The following is an 18,432-nucleotide window of genomic DNA, read 5'->3' on the forward strand; positions in this document are numbered from 1 at the left end:
CCTGGTTAAGTTCCAGGCAAGCACCCTCCGCTTCAGCACGTGTCTGATAGACAGTCTTCAGACGCAGCTTTTCTTCATTGTCGTAGATGTTGAAACCTATAGGAGCGGTTTCGCAGTAGAAGCGAGCTCCGCTGCGCATAGATCCCGTTTCTGTTGGGATTGCGGGGACAACAACGAACCTCAAAATCATCTCATATCCTCATCAATCACCCTTTCACTATTAGCGGCTGTTTGCCACCATAGCAAGGAATGTTCTTCGGTTTCCGATGAGGGACATTGCCGGCGATAGGCGCTGGCTGAAGTCGTTTCAGGGTTCGAGAGATGTACTCCAAAACATCCTCACTGCTACGCTATCCTCTTCCACGGAGGAATCACAATGTCCAACGCAGACCTAATCCCTTCCCTACTCTTCAAGATCAATCAGAATCGGCTGATGTGCGCTGCGAGCTGGAAACGATCAGCAACATCAAAATGACGTTAGCGGTGCTCATGAGGTCTGGGTGAGTAGGTCTTGAGTTAGGTGGCTAACCGAGCCTCGCTGGCCCTAAGGAGCGACTTCCTCCTCATCGAACAGGGAAAATGTCTTTCTCAAAGAGATTGGCAATGCGTTTAGGCGGTCGCTTTCTACGACTTTAAAGTGGCCCGCTTTCAACCCAATGCCAGTCTTACCTCATGGTATGCCTGGTGAAAGCCCGTTAACATCGCTCATTGCTCTTATCCTGTTGATCTGTTGGGTGCTTTGTGGCCAAAAAGTCGAAACGTGAGATTGCCTCCGCCAATGGCAGCTCGGAAACTCCGCTAACCGTGGCTGACGTAGCTCTCAGAGCTGGAGTTTCGCCTATTACGGTTTCGCGCGCCCTGCACCGCCCAGAGTTGGTGAGCGATACAACAAGGCAACACGTCCTAGAAACTGTGCGTGAGATGGGTTACGTGCCCAATCTATTGGCCGGAAGCCTGGCATCCAGCAAGAGCCGACTGGTTGCCATTTTGCTGCCGACGATAGCCAACTCGATCTTCGCCGGCGCGGTACAAGCCATTATGGATCGACTGACAGAGGCCGGTTATCAGTCGCTCTTGGGCCCGACCGGCTACTCCCCTGAAAAAGAAGAAGTCTTGCTTGAAGCCATTCTGGGCCGGCGTCCGGATGGCATCGTGCTGACAGGCACCCTCCACACTGAAGCCAGTAGAAATCGACTCGCCTCAGCCAATATTCCGGTGGTTGAAGCCTGGGATTTGAGCGATACAACACTGGATATGCAAGTCGGTTTTTCCCATGAAAAAGTCGGAGAGCTCGTCGCTGATCATTTTTTTGCCAAAGGCTATCGTCGATTCTCGGTTATTTCGGTGGACGACCCCCGCGCCATCCGGCGTTGCAATAGCCTGATTGAAAGACTCAAAGAGCATGAGCTGCGCGACGTGCCTGTGGAAATCCTGCCGCTACCTTCGACATGGGAAGTAGGCAGAGAAGGTTTGAAACGGCTGCAGCAACGTGAATCCCTGCCTGAACTTATTTTCTGTAGCTCAGACACCCTGGCCTTCGGCGTGCTCGCCGAAGCCGCCAGCCAGGGCTTGCGCGTTCCCCAAGATGTCGCCGTTCTCGGATTCGGCGACATCACCAATGCCAAATATTCTCACCCTGCCCTGTCAACGGTCAGTGTCAATTCCGCAAGGATGGGCCGGAAAGTCGCCGAGGCATTGCTAAAAAGATTTTCTGGCGATCGCGACAGCGCTACAAGCCAGATAGATACAGGCTTCGAGCTGATCGAGCGCGCCAGCACCTAAATCAATTTGGAGAATCCCGCCAAGCGGCGCTTGAAATGATAGCGCTATCTGTTTAATGATAGCGCTATCGTTGTACGACAACACACAACGACACGAGACGAACGTCGTCGACCTGACAGGTCTACCCGCACAAAAATAATTCGTGGGAGCGTCAACCATGCAAGAACCCAAGCAAACCCGCGTCCGCTATTTGATTTTGCTCATGCTGTTCCTGGTGACAACGATCAACTATGCCGACCGCGCAACAATCTCCATCGCGGGCTCCAGTATTCAAAAAGATTTTGGTCTGGACGCCGTAACCCTCGGCTACATCTTCTCCGCATTCGGTTGGGCTTATGTACTGGGTCAGATCCCCGGCGGCTGGCTGCTTGATCGCTTTGGTTCAAAGAAGGTCTATGCGGGGAGCATTTTCACTTGGTCTTTGTTCACCCTGTTGCAGGGCTATATCGGCGAGTTCGGTATCTCAACTGCGGTGGTTTTGCTGTTTCTACTGCGCTTTATGGTCGGTCTTGCAGAAGCGCCTTCCTTCCCCGGTAACGCCCGGATAGTCGCGTCGTGGTTTCCAACCAAAGAACGCGGAACGGCGTCTGCCATTTTCAACTCGGCGCAATACTTTGCCACCGCGCTGTTCGCGCCCTTGATGGGCTGGATCGTCTACACCTACGGCTGGCAGCACGTGTTCATCGTCATGGGCGCCCTGGGCATTGTGTTCTCGCTCATCTGGTTGAAGGTCATCTACGGGCCGAAAGATCACCCGCTGGTTAACGCCGCCGAGGTCAGATACATCGCCGACAACGGTGGACTGGTCGATCTTGAAGATTCGAAAGACAAAAAGGACGGTGGCCCGAAGTGGGATTACATCCGCCAGCTGCTGACCAACCGCATGATGATGGGCATCTACCTGGGGCAATTCTGCATCAACGCCCTGACCTACTTCTTCCTCACCTGGTTCCCGGTCTATCTCGTCCAGGAACGCGGCATGACCATTCTCAAAGCCGGCATCATCGCATCGCTTCCAGCGATCTGCGGGTTCCTCGGTGGTGTCCTGGGTGGCGTCATTTCAGACACGTTGTTGCGTCGCGGTAACTCTTTGAGCGTTGCACGCAAGACCCCCATCGTGTGCGGCATGGTGTTGTCGATGAGCATGATCATCTGCAACTACGTTGATGCCGATTGGATGGTGGTGTGCTTCATGGCGTTGGCGTTCTTCGGCAAAGGCATAGGCGCACTGGGCTGGGCCGTGGTGTCGGACACTTCACCTAAGCAGATCGCCGGCCTCTCCGGTGGCTTGTTCAACACCTTCGGCAACCTCTCGTCGATCTCCACCCCGATCATCATCGGTTACATCATTGCAGCCACCGGCTCTTTCAAAATGGCGCTGGTCTTCGTGGGTGCCAACGCACTCGTCGCGGCCATCAGCTACCTGTTCATCGTTGGCGAAATCAAACGAATCGAACTCAAAGGCGTGACTGACGAGCCAGCGACGACAGCACATCCAGGCGAATTACTGCCAACGACAAGAAAGGTATGAACTCATGGAAGCTCTGAACCAATCCCAGGCCGCTACTGGCGCCCCCGTGATAACCGACCTGAAAGTCGTGCCGGTGGCCGGGCATGACAGCATGCTGCTCAACTTGAGCGGCGCACACGGCCCATTGTTCACTCGTAATATCCTGATCCTGACGGACAGCTCGGGTCACGTCGGTGTCGGTGAAGTGCCTGGCGGTGAAGGCATCCGCAAGACGCTGGAGGATGCCCGCCATCTGTTGATCAACCAGTCCATCGGCAACTATCAAAGTCTGTTGAACAAAGTTCGAAACGCCTTCGCTGACCGCGACGTGGGCGGTCGTGGTCTGCAAACCTTCGATTTACGCATCGCTGTACATGCGGTGACGGCGGTGGAATCGGCCTTGCTGGATCTGCTGGGTCAGCACCTGCAAGTGCCTGTCGCGGCACTGCTGGGTGAGGGTCAACAACGCGATGCCGTTGAGATGCTGGGCTACCTGTTTTACGTCGGCGACCGAAACAAAACAGATCTGGGCTATCGCTCGGAACACGAAGCCGATAACGAATGGTTTCGCCTGCGCAACAAAGAGGCATTGACCCCGGAGTCGGTGGTCGCACTCGCCGAGGCAGCCTATGACCGCTACGGTTTCAAAGACTTCAAACTCAAGGGAGGAGTGCTGCGTGGCGAAGACGAAATCGCCGCCGTGACAGCCTTGTCTGAACGCTTTCCTGACGCACGCATCACCCTTGATCCAAACGGTGCCTGGTCGTTGAAGGAAGCAGTGGCTTTGTGCCGCGATCAACATCACGTTCTGGCCTACGCGGAAGATCCGTGCGGTGCTGAAAATGGCTATTCCGGTCGCGAAGTGATGGCCGAGTTCCGCCGCTCGACGGGTCTGCGCACGGCAACCAACATGATTGCCACCGACTGGCGTCAGATGGGTCATGCGATTCAGTTGCAATCCGTCGATATTCCATTGGCCGACCCGCATTTCTGGACGATGCAGGGTTCGGTTCGTGTGGCACAGATGTGCAATGAATGGGGTCTTACGTGGGGCTCCCACTCGAACAACCATTTCGACATCTCGCTCGCCATGTTCACTCACGTTGCCGCCGCCGCCCCAGGAAACATCACCGCCATCGATACCCACTGGATCTGGCAGGACGGTCAGCGCCTGACCAAAGAGCCGTTGCAGATCAAAGGCGGTTTGGTGGAGGTGCCCAAGAAGCCGGGCTTGGGTGTCGAACTGGACTGGGACGCGTTGATGAAAGCTCATGAAGTTTACAAATCCATGGGGCTGGGCGCCCGCGATGACGCCACCGCCATGCGATATCTGGTGTCGGGTTGGGAGTTCAACAACAAACGTCCGTGCATGGTGCGCTAACCCCGTCGTTTGAACGGCTTGCCTCGCCCTTACCCGAGGCAGGCCCGAACGAAACCATCATGAAACAGCATCCTGACATCTCAATAAATTTTAGCGAAACAGGCGAATCACATGAATCCACAAGAGCTCAAGTCCATCCTTTCTGAAGGCCTTCTGTCATTTCCGCTGACCGACTTCGACGTGGCCGGCGACTTCCGTGCAGATACTTACGCCAAGCGCCTTGAATGGCTGGCCCCCTACGGCGCCAGTGCGCTATTCGCAGCAGGTGGCACGGGCGAATTCTTTTCGCTACAAGCCAGCGAATACTCTGAAATCATCAAGGTGGCTGTCGACACCTGTCGAGGTGAAGTTCCTATTCTCGCCGGCACAGGCGGCCCCACCCGCCAAGCCATCGCCTACGCACAAGAAGCTGAACGCTTGGGTGCCGCCGGCGTATTGCTCCTGCCTCACTATCTGACCGAAGCGAGTCAGGAAGGCTTGGTTTCACACGTCGAACAAGTCTGTAAATCAGTCGATTTCGGTGTGGTTGTTTACAATCGTAATGTCTGCCGATTGAACGCCGATAGCCTGGAAAAACTCGCTGATCGTTGCCCGAACCTGATCGGTTTCAAGGACGGGGTGGGTGACATCGAAAGCATGGTCTCGATCCGTCGTCGCTTGGGCGAACGCCTGACTTACCTCGGCGGCCTGCCAACTGCCGAGGTGTATGCAGCCGCCTACAAAGCGATGGGTGTGCCGGTCTACTCTTCAGCGGTATTCAACTTCATTCCGAAAACGGCGATGGATTTTTACCGCGCAGTTGCAAGCGAAGACCACGAAACCGTGGGCAAGCTGATCGACGACTTTTTCCTGCCCTATCTGGATATTCGCAATCGTTGCGAAGGCTACGGCGTAAGCATTGTGAAGGCCGGTGCCAGGCTGGTTGGGCATGATGCAGGGCCGGTACGCGCACCATTGACCGACCTGCTACCAAACGAAATGGAACAACTGGATGCCCTGATCAAAAAATTGGGCGCCCAGTAACAAAAATACGTCAGTCGACGAGTACGCTGCCGCGCTGACGCATCAAGCCACGTGCGGAACGCCCTCTCCCTACAGATAACGCTTCACCCTTCATAAACAAGCGGGGCACTACAAGTGCTCCGCTTATGCCACATCACTTAACGGCCTTCAGAGTTGCGCACACTGTTCAGTCTGAAGCGAACGGGAGACAGCCATGTTCACACTGCTTGGTCAAAATTTTATCGCTGGCGAACGTAGCGCCCACGGCGAACAACGCCTCAAGTCCCTGGATGCGACTACGGGTCAAGCTTTACCGTATGATTTCTATCAAGCCACAGAGGCTGAAGTAAACCGCGCCGCTTTGGCTGCCGAATCAGCTTTCATCGAGTATCGACAGCTTAGCCCTGAACGCCGCGCCGAGTTTTTAGAAGCAATTGCCGATGAAATTGATCAACTGGACGACGATTTCGTTTCTGTAGTTTGCCAGGAAACCGCTTTGCCAGCGAGCCGTATCCAAGGTGAGCGAGCACGTACCAGTGGCCAGATGCGTTTGTTCGCCAAAGTGCTTCGCCGGGGCGACTTCCTGGGGGCTCGAATCGATTTGGCCCTGCCTGATCGCAAACCGCTGCCGCGCGTCGACCTACGTCAATACCGTATAGGTGTCGGCCCGGTTGCTGTATTTGGCGCCAGTAATTTTCCCCTGGCGTTTTCTACCGCAGGTGGTGATACCGCTGCGGCGCTCGCTGCGGGCTGTCCAGTCGTCTTCAAAGCTCACAGCGGCCATATGGCAACTGCAGACCAGGTCGGTTGCGCAATAATTCGAGCGGCTGAACTCACCGGCATGCCCAAGGGCGTGTTCAACATGATTTTCGGTGGCGGCGTGGGTGAGTGGTTGGTCAAACATCCGGCCATTCAAGCCATCGGTTTTACCGGTTCGCTAAGCGGTGGAAATGCGATGTGCAAGATGGCGGCAGAGCGACCATGCCCCATCCCGGTGTTTGCCGAAATGTCCAGTATCAACCCAGTCGTTGTGCTGCCGGATGCTCTGTCTGCCAGAGGTGACACAGTGGCCAAAGATCTGGCCGCATCCGTAGTCATGGGTTGCGGTCAATTCTGTACTAATCCGGGCCTGGTGATCGGGGTCAAATCGCCGCAGTTCACTCATTTTCTTGAGCGCCTACAGGAACAAATGGCAGTACAGGCACCGCAAACCATGCTCAACGCGGGTGGTTTACTCAGTTACGTCAAAGGGTTGGAACACCTACATGCCCATCCCGACATTGCCCATCTGACGGGATCTGATCAGGCCGGCAATCAGGCGCACCCACAACTATTCAAAGCGGATGTGAGCCTGCTGCTGGAGGGTGATGAACTGCTACAGGAAGAAATCTTTGGCCCGACCACGATCGTGATCGAAGTGGCAGACGATGCGGAACTAAGGGTTGCCCTTCAATCGTTACGCGGTCAGCTGACCGCCACGCTGATTGGCGAACCTGCCGACCTCCAACAGTACCAATGGCTTTTGCCGGTGCTGGAACAAAAGGTCGGACGGATATTGTTGAACGGCTACCCAACCGGAGTTGAAGTCTGCGAGGCCATGGTTCACGGTGGGCCATATCCAGCAACGTCCGACTCGCGTGGTACGTCCGTGGGTACATTGGCGATCGATCGTTTTCTGCGTCCGATCTGCTTCCAAAACTATCCCGACGCGCTCTTACCTCCAGCGTTACAGAACAGCAACCCGCTCAAGCTAAAACGGCTTATTAATAGCGAGTGGAGCGAATCCGCTCTCAACTAGATCATCGCTGCGGCTAGCTACTAGGCAAGCGGCGCAGAATTTTGCGCCGCCACCTATGGATCCGCCCTCCAGAGCATCGACAGGATGTGACAGCAAGTTGGCGTTGAGATGAATACTTCCACGCTTGAACCTTCCCACTTCATCGCAGCCTCAAAGGCTTAAACCAATCACGAAACCTGTCCGCCATACGCAAGCGTTCGGTGAAGACACCTTGATTCGGGCTGTGCGCTCTCAAATCTTAACAGCTGATCGTTTTAGAACGCCTCAAGCGTCGGCAGACCGTGCGGATACGATAAATAAACGGTTTGTCATCGAATTACTAATACCGTGCTCCACCTTTCAACCTCGGTCATCAACACCCACTATCGGGCAGCAGGTGTTTCACGCTTTCTCAATGCTCAGTACCATCACCCAGCCTTTGTGCCCAGCTGCGACTCGGAGCGCGCCGCTACTGAGGGCGCTTTCTCCGCCTTGAGTTCATCGCAAGCAACAACGGCACGCGCACACGTGGTGTTGTGGGAAACATAGAATGCAATACCTACATGCCGCGAAGACAAGTTATAGCGACTACTACCAAAGTACGCCTTATTAGCTGATCACTGCAGTGCCAAAGGAGTGAGCGCCCTAGGCCAGGCACTTTCTTTAGAAAAACCTTCCAAGCAAAACGTTAGATCTTGATTGACCCAACAAACATATGCACCACCTTTCTTCAAACATGGGTGCTTGAAATTTTTAGAAACCTCTGTAGAAGGCTCGACCTCGCGCGCATCAGTAAATTTGATTATTGAATAAAATCCGACAGATGTAAGTGCGCGCTCAATCACTATGCAGGTGACTTCATCAGCATTCAGCGCTGACATTGAAGGCTCATTACCAAACAAGTGCCTCAAAGCATTAAGCTCAACCTGATCTAAGCGCATAATTTTTTATCCCACAAAACAGTGAGTTTCACGCGTACGGCGGAAACTCACCTAGACTCCACCCTGCACGCACCGGCTATTATTCGCCTGAAATATCGTACTGAAAGTATTTTTTTCGAATTGAATCATATGTTCCATCTGCACGAATAGCAGCTAATGCCTGGCTTAACTCCTGAGCGAGGGGGTCATTTTTGCGAACTGCAATACCTGCCCCGGTACCAAAATATTTTTCTTCAGTGAAGGGTTCGCCTACGAAGTGGTAATCCGAACCACCCGACACTTTAAACAGACCTTCTTCCACTGCAACCGATCCTGCCAATGCAGCGTCCAGCCGTCCGGATAAAAGATCCAAAAATACTTCGTTCTGACTACCGTACTTAATGATTTTTGCACCTGCAGGCTCAAAACGCTCGGTTGCGTATCGATCGAAATTGGTTGCTCGCTGCACTCCAATGCGCTTATCCGCCAGATCACTTGTTACATTTTCAATTCCACCATTCTTTCTAGCTACCACCCTTGCAGGCAAACGATAATAACTAGAGGTAAAATCGACTGATTTCAATCGCTCCTCAGTAATAGATACCGAAGAAATTGCAGCATCAATTTTCTTTACCTTGAGCGATGGAATGAGTCCATCGAACTCGATTTCGATCCATTTACAAGTCGCATTCAGTTTTGCGCACAATGCTTCTCCGATGTCGTAATCAAACCCTACGAGCTTATTATCAGGTGTTTTGAAAGCAAACGGTGGATACGCGGCTTCAATGCCAATTCGGAGCACTCGTTCAGCCGCATGCGCATTGCTTGCCATTACAAATACAGACATAAATGCAAATACAGATAACTTACGATAAAATCTCATAACTTACTCCAACTTTATTATTTTTCGAAAACCATTAATCGCGCCCCGTCCAAGAGTGAGCCTGACGCAATCGCTCGGTAGATTACAAGTTAAAATGCTTACTGTTATTTACAGCGTTGCAGCGACCGCTACAACCTCAATACGAATATTCTCATCATCAAACGAAACACCAGCAGTAGCACGTGCGGGCTGCTCATTTTCACAAACCCACTTACTCCACTCTTCATTCATCCCATCGAAATCCGCAACAATATCTTTCAACCAGATTTGAACCGTCAGGAGTCGCGCTTTTGAGCTTCCTGTTTTTTCTAACATTTCATCTAGACGCGCCAAAACCTGTTGTGTCTGAACATGGATGTCTTCATTGAAATCATTTGCGACGATTCCACTCAGCCAGATCAGACCGTTGTGAACAACTGCTCTGCTTAAGCGAGCATTTTTTTCCACTCGTTCAATCTTGTTCATACAAATCCTCTTCAGGTAGGGATGGACTCGCTGGCCAATTGGCCGATGGTTACAGGTTTTATTGGCGGTCTGATGCGGTAATACCCAACGGCGACAGGCGAGACTTTGCGCCAATCAGCGATAACGGCCGTCACCGTGAGCCCACAAAGTCGGCCTTGACAGGGCCCCATTCCGCAGCGGCCAAATGCTTTCGTTTGATTCGGCCCCTGACACCCGAGATCTACATAACGCCGTAGGTCACCGGCTGTGACCTCTTCACACCGGCAGACAATGACCTCATCCGCTGGAATGGTGTTTTGAGTGTGAGGGCGGTAAATTGCATCTATCAGCGGACGCGCAGCCAAATGACGCTTCAACGCAGCAATAACCGGCCGCGCTTGCTGATCTACAAGTTCAGGGGGGATTCTCTTCAGCTGCTTCGCTACGGCTAATGCTGTGAGTCTTCCTTGCAATGCTGAGGCCTGGGCCCCTCCAATCGCGCCGCCATCACCAGCAATGAACACTCCAGGAAGACTTGTTTCTCCCCAGCCGTCACGTTTTGCCTGCCAGCAGAGCTGGGCATCATTCCATTGGTGAGCTAAACGTAATGACCAACTAATCTGGGTATTCGGTACTACACCTTGGTGAAGCAGAACTAATTCCGACTCAATGCGGTGCTCTCCCGAGCGATTCACGAACGTCAACGCCTTTACGTCTGAGTCCCCCTCAATACGAAGGCACCGAGCACCTCGATAGTGTTTAACACCACCTCGACGCAATTTATTCAGAAGACCGAATCCTTTGAGCAAATCTCGCCAGCCTCTAAGTGCGCGTGGCAATTCAGCCCAGGCATTAAACGCATCCCTGCGATCAGATGTATCAACGAGTGCAGCAATTTTCCCACCGACATTCAGGTATTGAACTGCCAGCAAATAGAGCAATGGGCCGCACCCGGCCAAAATCACAGGCTTAACCGGGATAAGCGCTGCATTTTTCATCAAAATCTGCCCGGCGCCCGCTGTCATGACGCCGGGCAGTGTCCAGCCCGGGATAGGCATTGGTCGCTCGTATGCACCCGTCGCGATCAGGAGGCGTCGAGGTTTAATTACATAGGCTTTACCCTCTACCAGATAATGCACCTGCTTATCTTCATCCACGAGCCACACTGAAGCATTGTTGACATAGTGTGCGCCAGAGGCCAAAAACTCATTCACCAGCGCAAGTCCGTTTGAATAGTCCACCCCTAGAACTTCTCTCTGAGTGGCGCCAGCATTTTTTACATTGCGGTAGATCTGACCACCAGGTGTGTACTGCTCATCGAGGACGGTCGTCGAGAGGCCGTTGCGCATAGCTTCAATTGCGGCACTCATACCAGCAGGGCCTGCACCAATGATCAACAGGTCTACGGATTCAAGGCTCATTGTAACTTTCCTTAGTCAAGAGACTTGCAGAAACAGCTCTTGGGCCGTTTTGACTGGATACGCGCATCCCATGCCGAACGGTAATCATGCATGCCTGACAGTTCGGCATTCCGTCCACTTCCACCAAACATTCGAAACATACTCCCATGAGACAATACGGCGCTCGGGGGCTATTACTGACGGGAGTCCTACGACTGCTTCGAACACCACTTGCCAGTAGCGCAGCTGCCAAAGAAATACCCTCCGGAACGGGTAAATTTTCGCCATCAAACTCAATGACACTTAATGGCCGCTCAGGAGACATCTGAACAAAAAGGCTTTCAGCAGTCATGCGCCACTACCTCGGAACGGGAAAAACGATTGAGATTGAAAGCTTTCACCTCCGGCAGACTCTCGTCGCCTGCAATCCAACGTGCCAGACTCAAGGCGTGGGCGGCCGCCAACGTTACGCCGCTGTGACAGGAGACCAAGAAGCAACCAGGAGCATTCGTCAGCATTTCATATATCGGCGCACCATCTGGACTCAGAACTCGTAATGCCCCCCATGAACGAACCAGCCGAACATTTTCCAAAAGTGGGAAACAAGTCACCGCACGGGCCGCAATTTGCGCCATCACTGACACGCTGGTGCGGTCATCAAGTCCCACCCGCTCAGCAGAGTCTCCAAGCTGAACCGTGCCTTCATCTGTCTGGCGGACATAGGTCGTCGGGTGATGAAGAAAGGGTTTCAACCGCTCGGTGATCAAGATTTGTCCGCGAGTTGAATCGATCGGTACTTCATGCCCCAATAACGCTCCCAGAGCTTTATTGCCAAGACCTGCTGCAAGGACTAATCGGTCGCTACTTACTCGACCTTCGCTGGTTTCTATGTCGAAACCATTTACCAGTTTGTTGATGCCAATAACCCTGCGCCCATTGAGAATTTGCACGCCTCGCAGCTTGCACGCCGTGTGCAAGGCATGGAGCAGTTTTAGTGGATTAACGTGGCCATCCATAGGCGAGTAACACGCGCCGATTACTTTTGATCCAACGCCAGGGAGGCGCTTTCGCAGTTCTTTAGGATCCAGCACTTCGAATGGATAATCTCCACCCTGCATATTCTGTATTGAACGCAGAATGTGCTCTTCCTCAAACAGTTCCTGTTCGGTAAGACAGAGCTGAAATCCCCCTGGTTGTTTGAGGTGAACATCTACACCGGTGTCGTCACTCAGCATGGCAGCGAACTTTGGCCACTGGGCGACGGAAGCACGCGTCCAGCGAGTGTATGGCGCCATTGTATGCCCCTTACCCTGAACCCAGAGCAGGCCAAAATTGCCTCGGGAGGCGCGAAATGCAAGATCGCCCTCATCCAGCACTTGGACGACCAAACCTTGCCGTGCAAGGCCGTAGGCAATAGACATACCGACAAGGCCCCCACCGATTATTATGAAATCACTTTTCTGCATAGGGTCTGCTCATTCATGATCAGGTTTAAAGTGATGTACGAACGACCTAAACGCTGGTCAAGGCTGCTGTTCATAGATGCTATGGCGCTGAAGCAGTCCTGGAAAATGCTTTATTTTTCGTAAGCCATGTTTTTTTGTTATGGGGTGCAAAGTGAATCTTCGTCAGCTAGAAGCCTTTCGAGCAGTGATACTTGGCCAGACAGTGACTCGCGCTGCGGAGATGCTTCACATCTCGCAACCGGCGGCCACACGATTGATCCTTTCACTCGAGGAAAACATCGGATTTGCGTTATTCGAACGGACGAAAGGTCGCTTGCAACCCACCGCCGAAGCCTTAGTGCTTTATGAGGAAGTGCAGCGGTCATTGGTAGGGGTTGAGCGTATTGCACGCACAGCCCGAGAAATCGCGAACCTCACCCGAGGTTCATTGCAGATTTCTTGTGTTCCTGCATTAGGGTTGTCGTTCATTCCTCGTGCAATCACTGCTTTCTTAAAGACTCATGAACAGGCACAAATTACGTTAATGGTGCAGTCTTCACGAGAAGTAGTAGACGCCATCGCCGGAGAGCGCTGCGATCTGGGTTTCATAGCACAGCCGAATGCCTATCCCAGCCCTTGGGGTGAAAAAATCATCACCTCACATCTGCTTTGCGCACTGCCAAGCAATCACCGCCTGTGCTCCAAGGAAGTAATTGTCCCTGAAGATCTCGAACGAGAGGAGTTCATTTCTTTCCCCCATACTGTCGCCTCTCGCCAACACATTGATGCAATATTTGCTGCCCACAGTATTGAGCGAGTTTTGAATATAGAAACACAATTATCTATGGCGATGTGCAAGTTTGTAGAGCAAGGCGCGGGCATCGCTCTGGTTGATATGATCAGCATGCTGGAGTATCAAGGAAACGGAATTGTTTTTCGTAGGTTTCAACCCGCCATTGAAATGGATTTCACGATGTTGTTGCCACCTCAGAAAAAAATATCAAAATTTCATGAATGTTTTTTGCAGCACATAAAATTATTCATCGACCAAGAAACAAAAAACAAAACCTTAATATAATATCGATATAAGCGTCTGTTAGTGTGCCAAATATCTAAATATGCAAAAAATGACAAGTCAATCGCCGAACAATTATTATATCTACTACGGAGGCTTCTGGCCGATAGTTGTCGCCCTCAACCGGCGACAGGCCTAATCAAAGGTAGAGGGCTCTGAGTATCGTTCCCGCCAATCTGATTTCTATTTTTAGGTCAGGGCTTTTCCGAACTTCGATGCTCAGGCCGTGTTCAGTCCGCTCAAGCGGTAGCCATGTCAACCATGCGGTGGGTGAAGCCGGAAATGGATTTTCGCCTACAGGTACTGAGTGCGTATTCAGAGCTGTTAAGCTCACCTCAAAACGATGTATTGCGACTTCTCGTGCTACAGAGTGGTTCTTCGGGTTTTGCGATGGTAGCGTTCTGCTCCGATGGCGGAATGGTCAGACTGGAATGTATACCGTGGCGCATGGCCCTGACATCATGGATCAAGCGCACAATCCTGACGAATTGATTACAATCGATCAGTTGCATGCATGCGATACAATGTTGATCCAACTAGTCGAGTACGTATGTGCCGAGGGCTAACTTAAATAAATTTGACGCCTGAGCCATCCGTTAAGCGAGCAGCAGATCCCCAATAGATTGAATGTTTGCGTTTATTCCCTAGCCATTCACAGTGGCAACGCGGTAGTGCTTTTTAGTGTTTTCATCGGAATTTCCGTCTTCACGCTTCTAACACCGTGAGCGTTGCCCAAATAGGTGAGTTGAAATAATCCGAACGCGTCCAAGTCAGGTACGACGACCTTGAGCAAGAAATGACATTCAGATGCCATCAAGTGGCACTCCAGAATCTCGGGGAGCGAATGCACCAAACTACTAAACTGCTCGATCGCCTCGCCCCCCTGGGACTTCAACCAAACTCGAGCAAAAAGTGTAATCGATTTCCCGATCTTGTTCGGATTTACGACGGCGACATATCGATCAATGACGCCATCGACCTCTAGTTTGCGTACGCGCCGCGAGCAAGGCGACGCGGACAACGCGACACGCTTGGCTAACTCAAGGTTGTGTAGACTACCTTCTTGCTGCAGCACACGGAGTATCTGCAAGTCGATAGTATCCAATTTCATCTGTTACAACTCTCTTAAACTGCGACCTTTTTTGATCGAGAAAAAATACAAGTCAGGGGCAGCAGCCACTTGATGCACGGCCACTGCTTAAAGTGAGCTAACGACTTCTGTTAGTCCGGCACCGACAACGCCGCGCCAATGCTTTTCAGACCTTGCTGCAAGTGCATCACATCAGTACCAATGATTTTCAGGGGAAACTCTGCGAACTTCTTAACTTCGCCTGCGTTGGGTATAAAAATGCCAACGTTGATGCCAGAAGCTTCGCAGGTTTGGCGAATAGTCAAAATCGTTGATTCTAATGTTGGACGTTCATGCTCAGGAACCGCTCGCAGGCTAAGTCCGAGGTCAAAGGGCCCAATGAACACCGCATCTATACCTGGAACGTTGATGATTTTCTGCGCATTGCGCACACCCTCCAACGTTTCAATTTGCACGATAACGCAGGTGCGATCATGCGCGCTCTCAGTATCAGACAGCAGTGAGGCGCCATAACTTGACCCCCGTGCAATACCGACTCCCCGCGAGCCTTTAGGAGAATAGTAGGCAGCATTGACGATCAACTTCGCGTCGTCTTCAGTCTCCACGCGTGGCACGATGATTCCATCTGCGCCGGAGTCCAGCGCCCAGCCAATCCATCCGGATTTGGCATCAGGTACTCGAACGAGTGAAGGTAGCTTGGCGCACTCAGCAGCCCGAACCATGTTCTCCAACGTGTCACGTCCGACTGCCGAGTGCTCCGCGTCAATGCAGATAAAATCAATGCCGCTGACGGCGCAGGCCTCTACTGAGGCAGGATGCGGAATCGATATAAAGCAGCCAGCGATAGGATGCTGAGCCTGAATTTGCTGTTTTAGATTACTTCCCATAGTGCACTCCCAAAGCCTCACACTGAGTGAGGCGTGGCTTAGTGGTTTCAGACGAACTCGGGGGTCATGGCCAACGCCATCGACTCCGCTACATAGTCCAGATTCGTCGGCGTAAGACCTGCCAAACAGATTCGTCCTGAACCCACCAAGTAAATGGCTTTCTCGTCGCGGAGCCATTTAATCTGCTCTGCATTCAGCCCCGTGAAGCTGAACATCCCACTTTGCACGGGCAGATAAGCAACGTTGTCATGGCCGACTTTCGGCACAAGCCGCTCGTATAGACCCGTACGCATAGACTGAATACGTGCACGCATGGAGTCGAGCTCATGCTCCCAAGCAGTTCTTAATGCAGGTGTTGTCAGCACTTTCTCGATGATTCTGGCGCCGTGAGTAGGCGGGCTTGAGTAGGTTCTGCGTGCAACCGCTTTCAATTGCCCGAGAACATTCCTGGCCTGCGCAGCGTTTGGACAGACGATGCTCAGGTTGCCCACTCGTTCACCATAAAGAGAAAAATTCTTCGAGAACGAGTTCGCCACTAAGAAAGAAGCACCTGCATCGAACAGTGAGCGAATCGCGTACGCATCATTCTCCAGCGACTTGGAGAAGCCCTGGTATGCCATGTCCAAGAAAGGAATGAGTCCTTTCCTAGCCATAAGGGCACTTAACGTATCCCATTCTGTATTAGAGAGTTCAGCACCCGTGGGGTTATGCGCGCATGCATGTAGTACGATCACACTTTGTGCTGGCAGTTTTTCTAAACAGTCCACCAGGGCATTGAAGTTAACGCCGCCGGTGCGGGCGTCATAATAAGGATAACGGTTAACCTGATAGCCACTTGCCTTAAAAATGTCGTCGTGAGTTTCCCAAGTAAAATCGCTGATCCAGACATTGTCGCAGTTCAGATTGTGCTTGAGAAAATCTGCGCCCACACGCACGGCGCCAGTCGCGCCCACTGACTGAATCGTTACTACGCGTTCGCCAGCACTATCGTTGCGACTGTCACCCAAAACCAGCGCTTGGGCAGCATCTCTGAACGAATGCATCCCTTCCATCGGCAGGTAGGGCCGGGCCCCGAAATCTTGCGAGATTTCATGTTCTGCCAATTGAACCGCCTTCATGTATGGAGTACTGCCATCTTCATTGCAGTAGACGCCCACGCTAAGGCTAACCTTTTCGGCCCGGGGATCCTTTACGAACTCTTCAAACAAACTGTAAATAGGATCGCCGTGATAATACGCCACGTTGCTAAACATGTGATAAACACCTTACTTTAATTATTAAACCTGGAGTCATTCAGTGAAGCATACGACTATGCGATACCATCGACCAAATCCACGGTTTTGTTACGATACTTTAAATAGTACAGGGCACTTAGACAAATTATAAACGGAACACCTGTCAGCAGCGTCAGCTTAAAGTCCTCATACATAGCCGTGCTTGCCATTAAAGAAACCATCAGCACCAAGCCAACCACCGTGTATATCGGATAGCCTTTAATCTTGAAAGCTGGTTCGAGGCCGTTTTTCTTCAAGGATCTACGGAAGAATATATGAGTAAGGAAAATCATTGCCCAGACGAACATCAGTGCAAACATCACCACCGCTACCATCCAGATGAATGCTTCTTTCGGCCAGAGGACGGTGATTGTCACACCTACGATAGCCCCGAGGCTAGAGAGTGCCAGCGCAGCGGTAGGCACTCCCCTTTTATTTAGTTTGCTTAATCGCTTGGGTGCCTGGCCTGCGCAGGAAAGGCTGAACATCATTCGGGTAGTTACATAGAGAAGGCTATTCATTGCTGACAGCGCGGCGATGAGTACAATGAAATTCAGCACGCCGGCAGTCCATGGAATATTAATGACTTCCATGACTTTTACAAAAGGGCTACCGCCGGATCCTGCTTGTTGCCATGGCACAATGGCCAGCATCAGAGAAATCGACAAAATGTAGAACAGTACCAATCTGATAACGGTGCCACGGAAAGCAGTTACGATTGCCCTGCGCGGATCTGCGGCTTCGCCGGCAGCGACGGCAATCATCTCAATACTGGTATAACTAAAAACGGCGATGAGCGTCGCGTTCCACACACCGGCAAAGCCATGGGGCATGAAGCCGCCATTGGAGACATAGTTATGAAATCCCACGCCTGGCAGGTTCATGAAAAACACTACGTAGCCTGCAAGCAGTATAAAAGCAATGATGGCCGCGATTTTTATGGAAGAGAATACGTACTCGATAGTACCGAAGACTTTAACGTTTAGAAGGTTAGACCCGATCAAAGCTACTGCCAGCACTGCTCCCCATATCCCTGGAGGTGAATTCGGAAGCCAATACCTCGCATACGTATCAACCGCACTAATCTCTAAGCCAATTGCCAAAACCATGCCAGCCCAATATGTATACCGAACTACAAATCCAGCCCACGGCCCCATGTAACGCTCAGCACATGCACCAAATGAACCTGCATTAGGATGGGTAACTGTCATTTCTGCTAAACATGCGATTAGCATTATGGAGATAAGCGCGCCGATTGCGAAACTTACAATTACCGCAGGCCCTGCAGTAGTTGTTGCATAACCACTCCCTAAGAACAGACCTGTACCGATTGCCCCTCCAATGGCAATCATGCTCATCTGGCTAGCTGATAGCCCTCTTTGCAAGCCTGCTTCCCGCCGATCTATCTGGTCAGTTGTCATTTTTATATACCTTCGGTCGATATAGTTCGCGAACAACAAAATGGCGAAATTCGCGAAACGAGTTTATATCCGAGAAAAAGCCGAGTGGTAGACCTATTCATCACTTGCTGATAAAATGCATAAGTATAAAAAATATTGATT

General features: G+C 51.8%; 16 protein-coding genes. 6 read left to right on the top strand and 10 right to left on the bottom strand.

Features of this window, described 5'->3' with window-relative positions:
* The first annotated feature begins 741 nt into the window (after nucleotides 1-741).
* The 5 genes from KHO07_RS20785 to KHO07_RS20805 all read left to right on the top strand — a co-directional run bounded on the left by KHO07_RS20785 (nucleotide 742) and on the right by KHO07_RS20805 (nucleotide 7,473).
* On the top strand, nucleotides 742-1,782 hold the full coding sequence (locus tag KHO07_RS20785; RefSeq protein WP_212625383.1) for a LacI family DNA-binding transcriptional regulator: 1,041 nt from the start codon (nucleotides 742-744) through the stop codon (nucleotides 1,780-1,782).
* 157 nt (nucleotides 1,783-1,939) lie between these two features.
* Nucleotides 1,940-3,313, top strand: a complete 1,374-nt coding sequence (locus KHO07_RS20790) for an MFS transporter (protein WP_212625384.1) — start codon at nucleotides 1,940-1,942, stop codon at nucleotides 3,311-3,313.
* Between the two features lie 4 nt (nucleotides 3,314-3,317).
* Nucleotides 3,318-4,673 (top strand): glucarate dehydratase, encoded by a 1,356-nt coding sequence (gene gudD, locus KHO07_RS20795; RefSeq protein ID WP_212625385.1) that lies wholly within the window; start codon nucleotides 3,318-3,320, stop codon nucleotides 4,671-4,673.
* A gap of 111 nt (nucleotides 4,674-4,784) precedes the next feature.
* Nucleotides 4,785-5,696 carry a 5-dehydro-4-deoxyglucarate dehydratase gene (gene kdgD / locus KHO07_RS20800; protein ID WP_212625386.1) on the top strand — a complete coding sequence of 304 codons (912 nt, stop codon included), beginning with the start codon at nucleotides 4,785-4,787 and terminating at the stop codon, nucleotides 5,694-5,696.
* A gap of 193 nt (nucleotides 5,697-5,889) precedes the next feature.
* On the top strand, nucleotides 5,890-7,473 hold the full coding sequence (locus tag KHO07_RS20805; protein WP_212625387.1) for an aldehyde dehydrogenase (NADP(+)): 1,584 nt from the start codon (nucleotides 5,890-5,892) through the stop codon (nucleotides 7,471-7,473).
* A gap of 596 nt (nucleotides 7,474-8,069) precedes the next feature.
* On the opposite strand, the gene KHO07_RS20810 is transcribed toward KHO07_RS20805, so the two are convergent.
* The 6 genes from KHO07_RS20810 to KHO07_RS20835 all read right to left on the bottom strand — a co-directional run bounded on the left by KHO07_RS20810 (nucleotide 8,070) and on the right by KHO07_RS20835 (nucleotide 12,565).
* Complete coding sequence (locus tag KHO07_RS20810) at nucleotides 8,070-8,393, bottom strand: hypothetical protein (protein WP_212625388.1); 324 nt, start codon at nucleotides 8,391-8,393, stop codon at nucleotides 8,070-8,072.
* A gap of 79 nt (nucleotides 8,394-8,472) precedes the next feature.
* Nucleotides 8,473-9,255 (bottom strand): transporter substrate-binding domain-containing protein, encoded by a 783-nt coding sequence (locus KHO07_RS20815; RefSeq protein ID WP_212625389.1) that lies wholly within the window; start codon nucleotides 9,253-9,255, stop codon nucleotides 8,473-8,475.
* Nucleotides 9,256-9,363: 108 nt separating this feature from the next.
* Nucleotides 9,364-9,720 carry a RidA family protein gene (locus KHO07_RS20820; RefSeq protein WP_212625390.1) on the bottom strand — a complete coding sequence of 119 codons (357 nt, stop codon included), beginning with the start codon at nucleotides 9,718-9,720 and terminating at the stop codon, nucleotides 9,364-9,366.
* An 11-nt stretch (nucleotides 9,721-9,731) separates the two neighbouring features.
* Nucleotides 9,732-11,120 (bottom strand): FAD/NAD(P)-binding oxidoreductase, encoded by a 1,389-nt coding sequence (locus KHO07_RS20825; protein ID WP_212625391.1) that lies wholly within the window; start codon nucleotides 11,118-11,120, stop codon nucleotides 9,732-9,734.
* On the bottom strand, nucleotides 11,110-11,451 hold the full coding sequence (locus KHO07_RS20830) for a (2Fe-2S)-binding protein (protein ID WP_212625392.1): 342 nt from the start codon (nucleotides 11,449-11,451) through the stop codon (nucleotides 11,110-11,112). Before KHO07_RS20830 ends, KHO07_RS20825 begins: the two co-directional genes overlap by 11 nt.
* Nucleotides 11,441-12,565: an FAD-dependent oxidoreductase gene (locus KHO07_RS20835; protein WP_212625393.1), complete on the bottom strand. Its 1,125-nt coding sequence runs from the start codon at nucleotides 12,563-12,565 to the stop codon at nucleotides 11,441-11,443. The genes KHO07_RS20830 and KHO07_RS20835 overlap by 11 nt, the downstream gene beginning before the upstream one ends.
* Before the next feature lie 151 nt (nucleotides 12,566-12,716).
* On the opposite strand from KHO07_RS20835, the gene KHO07_RS20840 reads away from it, so the two are divergent.
* A complete protein-coding gene (locus tag KHO07_RS20840) occupies nucleotides 12,717-13,622 on the top strand; it encodes a LysR substrate-binding domain-containing protein (RefSeq protein WP_212625394.1) in 906 nt (301 codons plus the stop codon).
* A 649-nt stretch (nucleotides 13,623-14,271) separates the two neighbouring features.
* Here the strand turns inward: KHO07_RS20840 and KHO07_RS20845 are convergent.
* From KHO07_RS20845 to KHO07_RS20860, 4 genes are all read right to left on the bottom strand, one after another.
* The gene (locus KHO07_RS20845; protein WP_212625395.1) at nucleotides 14,272-14,730 is read right to left on the bottom strand and encodes an Lrp/AsnC family transcriptional regulator; all 459 of its coding nucleotides are present in this window, start codon (nucleotides 14,728-14,730) and stop codon (nucleotides 14,272-14,274) included.
* A gap of 110 nt (nucleotides 14,731-14,840) precedes the next feature.
* Nucleotides 14,841-15,596, bottom strand: coding sequence for an aldolase/citrate lyase family protein (locus KHO07_RS20850; RefSeq protein ID WP_212625396.1), 756 nt, complete (start codon nucleotides 15,594-15,596; stop codon nucleotides 14,841-14,843).
* A 47-nt stretch (nucleotides 15,597-15,643) separates the two neighbouring features.
* Nucleotides 15,644-16,849 (bottom strand): amino acid aminotransferase, encoded by a 1,206-nt coding sequence (locus tag KHO07_RS20855; RefSeq protein ID WP_212625397.1) that lies wholly within the window; start codon nucleotides 16,847-16,849, stop codon nucleotides 15,644-15,646.
* Nucleotides 16,850-16,905: 56 nt separating this feature from the next.
* The gene (locus tag KHO07_RS20860; RefSeq protein ID WP_212625398.1) at nucleotides 16,906-18,291 is read right to left on the bottom strand and encodes an amino acid permease; all 1,386 of its coding nucleotides are present in this window, start codon (nucleotides 18,289-18,291) and stop codon (nucleotides 16,906-16,908) included.
* Nucleotides 18,292-18,432: the final 141 nt, after the last annotated feature.

Source organism: Pseudomonas sp. PP3, assembly GCF_905336995.1.
GTDB lineage: Bacteria > Pseudomonadota > Gammaproteobacteria > Pseudomonadales > Pseudomonadaceae > Aquipseudomonas > Aquipseudomonas reinekei.

Coding starts and splice junctions, on each gene's coding strand:
- KHO07_RS20850 (WP_212625396.1), bottom strand. CDS start 15,596: ATGGGAAGTAATCTAAAACAGCAAATTCAGGCTCAGCATCCTATCGCT.
- KHO07_RS20790 (WP_212625384.1), top strand. CDS start 1,940: ATGCAAGAACCCAAGCAAACCCGCGTCCGCTATTTGATTTTGCTCATG.
- KHO07_RS20830 (WP_212625392.1), bottom strand. CDS start 11,451: ATGACTGCTGAAAGCCTTTTTGTTCAGATGTCTCCTGAGCGGCCATTA.
- KHO07_RS20835 (WP_212625393.1), bottom strand. CDS start 12,565: ATGCAGAAAAGTGATTTCATAATAATCGGTGGGGGCCTTGTCGGTATG.
- KHO07_RS20815 (WP_212625389.1), bottom strand. CDS start 9,255: ATGAGATTTTATCGTAAGTTATCTGTATTTGCATTTATGTCTGTATTT.
- KHO07_RS20855 (WP_212625397.1), bottom strand. CDS start 16,849: ATGTTTAGCAACGTGGCGTATTATCACGGCGATCCTATTTACAGTTTG.
- KHO07_RS20860 (WP_212625398.1), bottom strand. CDS start 18,291: ATGACAACTGACCAGATAGATCGGCGGGAAGCAGGCTTGCAAAGAGGG.
- gudD (WP_212625385.1), top strand. CDS start 3,318: ATGGAAGCTCTGAACCAATCCCAGGCCGCTACTGGCGCCCCCGTGATA.
- KHO07_RS20805 (WP_212625387.1), top strand. CDS start 5,890: ATGTTCACACTGCTTGGTCAAAATTTTATCGCTGGCGAACGTAGCGCC.
- KHO07_RS20845 (WP_212625395.1), bottom strand. CDS start 14,730: ATGAAATTGGATACTATCGACTTGCAGATACTCCGTGTGCTGCAGCAA.
- KHO07_RS20825 (WP_212625391.1), bottom strand. CDS start 11,120: ATGAGCCTTGAATCCGTAGACCTGTTGATCATTGGTGCAGGCCCTGCT.
- KHO07_RS20810 (WP_212625388.1), bottom strand. CDS start 8,393: ATGCGCTTAGATCAGGTTGAGCTTAATGCTTTGAGGCACTTGTTTGGT.
- KHO07_RS20820 (WP_212625390.1), bottom strand. CDS start 9,720: ATGAACAAGATTGAACGAGTGGAAAAAAATGCTCGCTTAAGCAGAGCA.
- kdgD (WP_212625386.1), top strand. CDS start 4,785: ATGAATCCACAAGAGCTCAAGTCCATCCTTTCTGAAGGCCTTCTGTCA.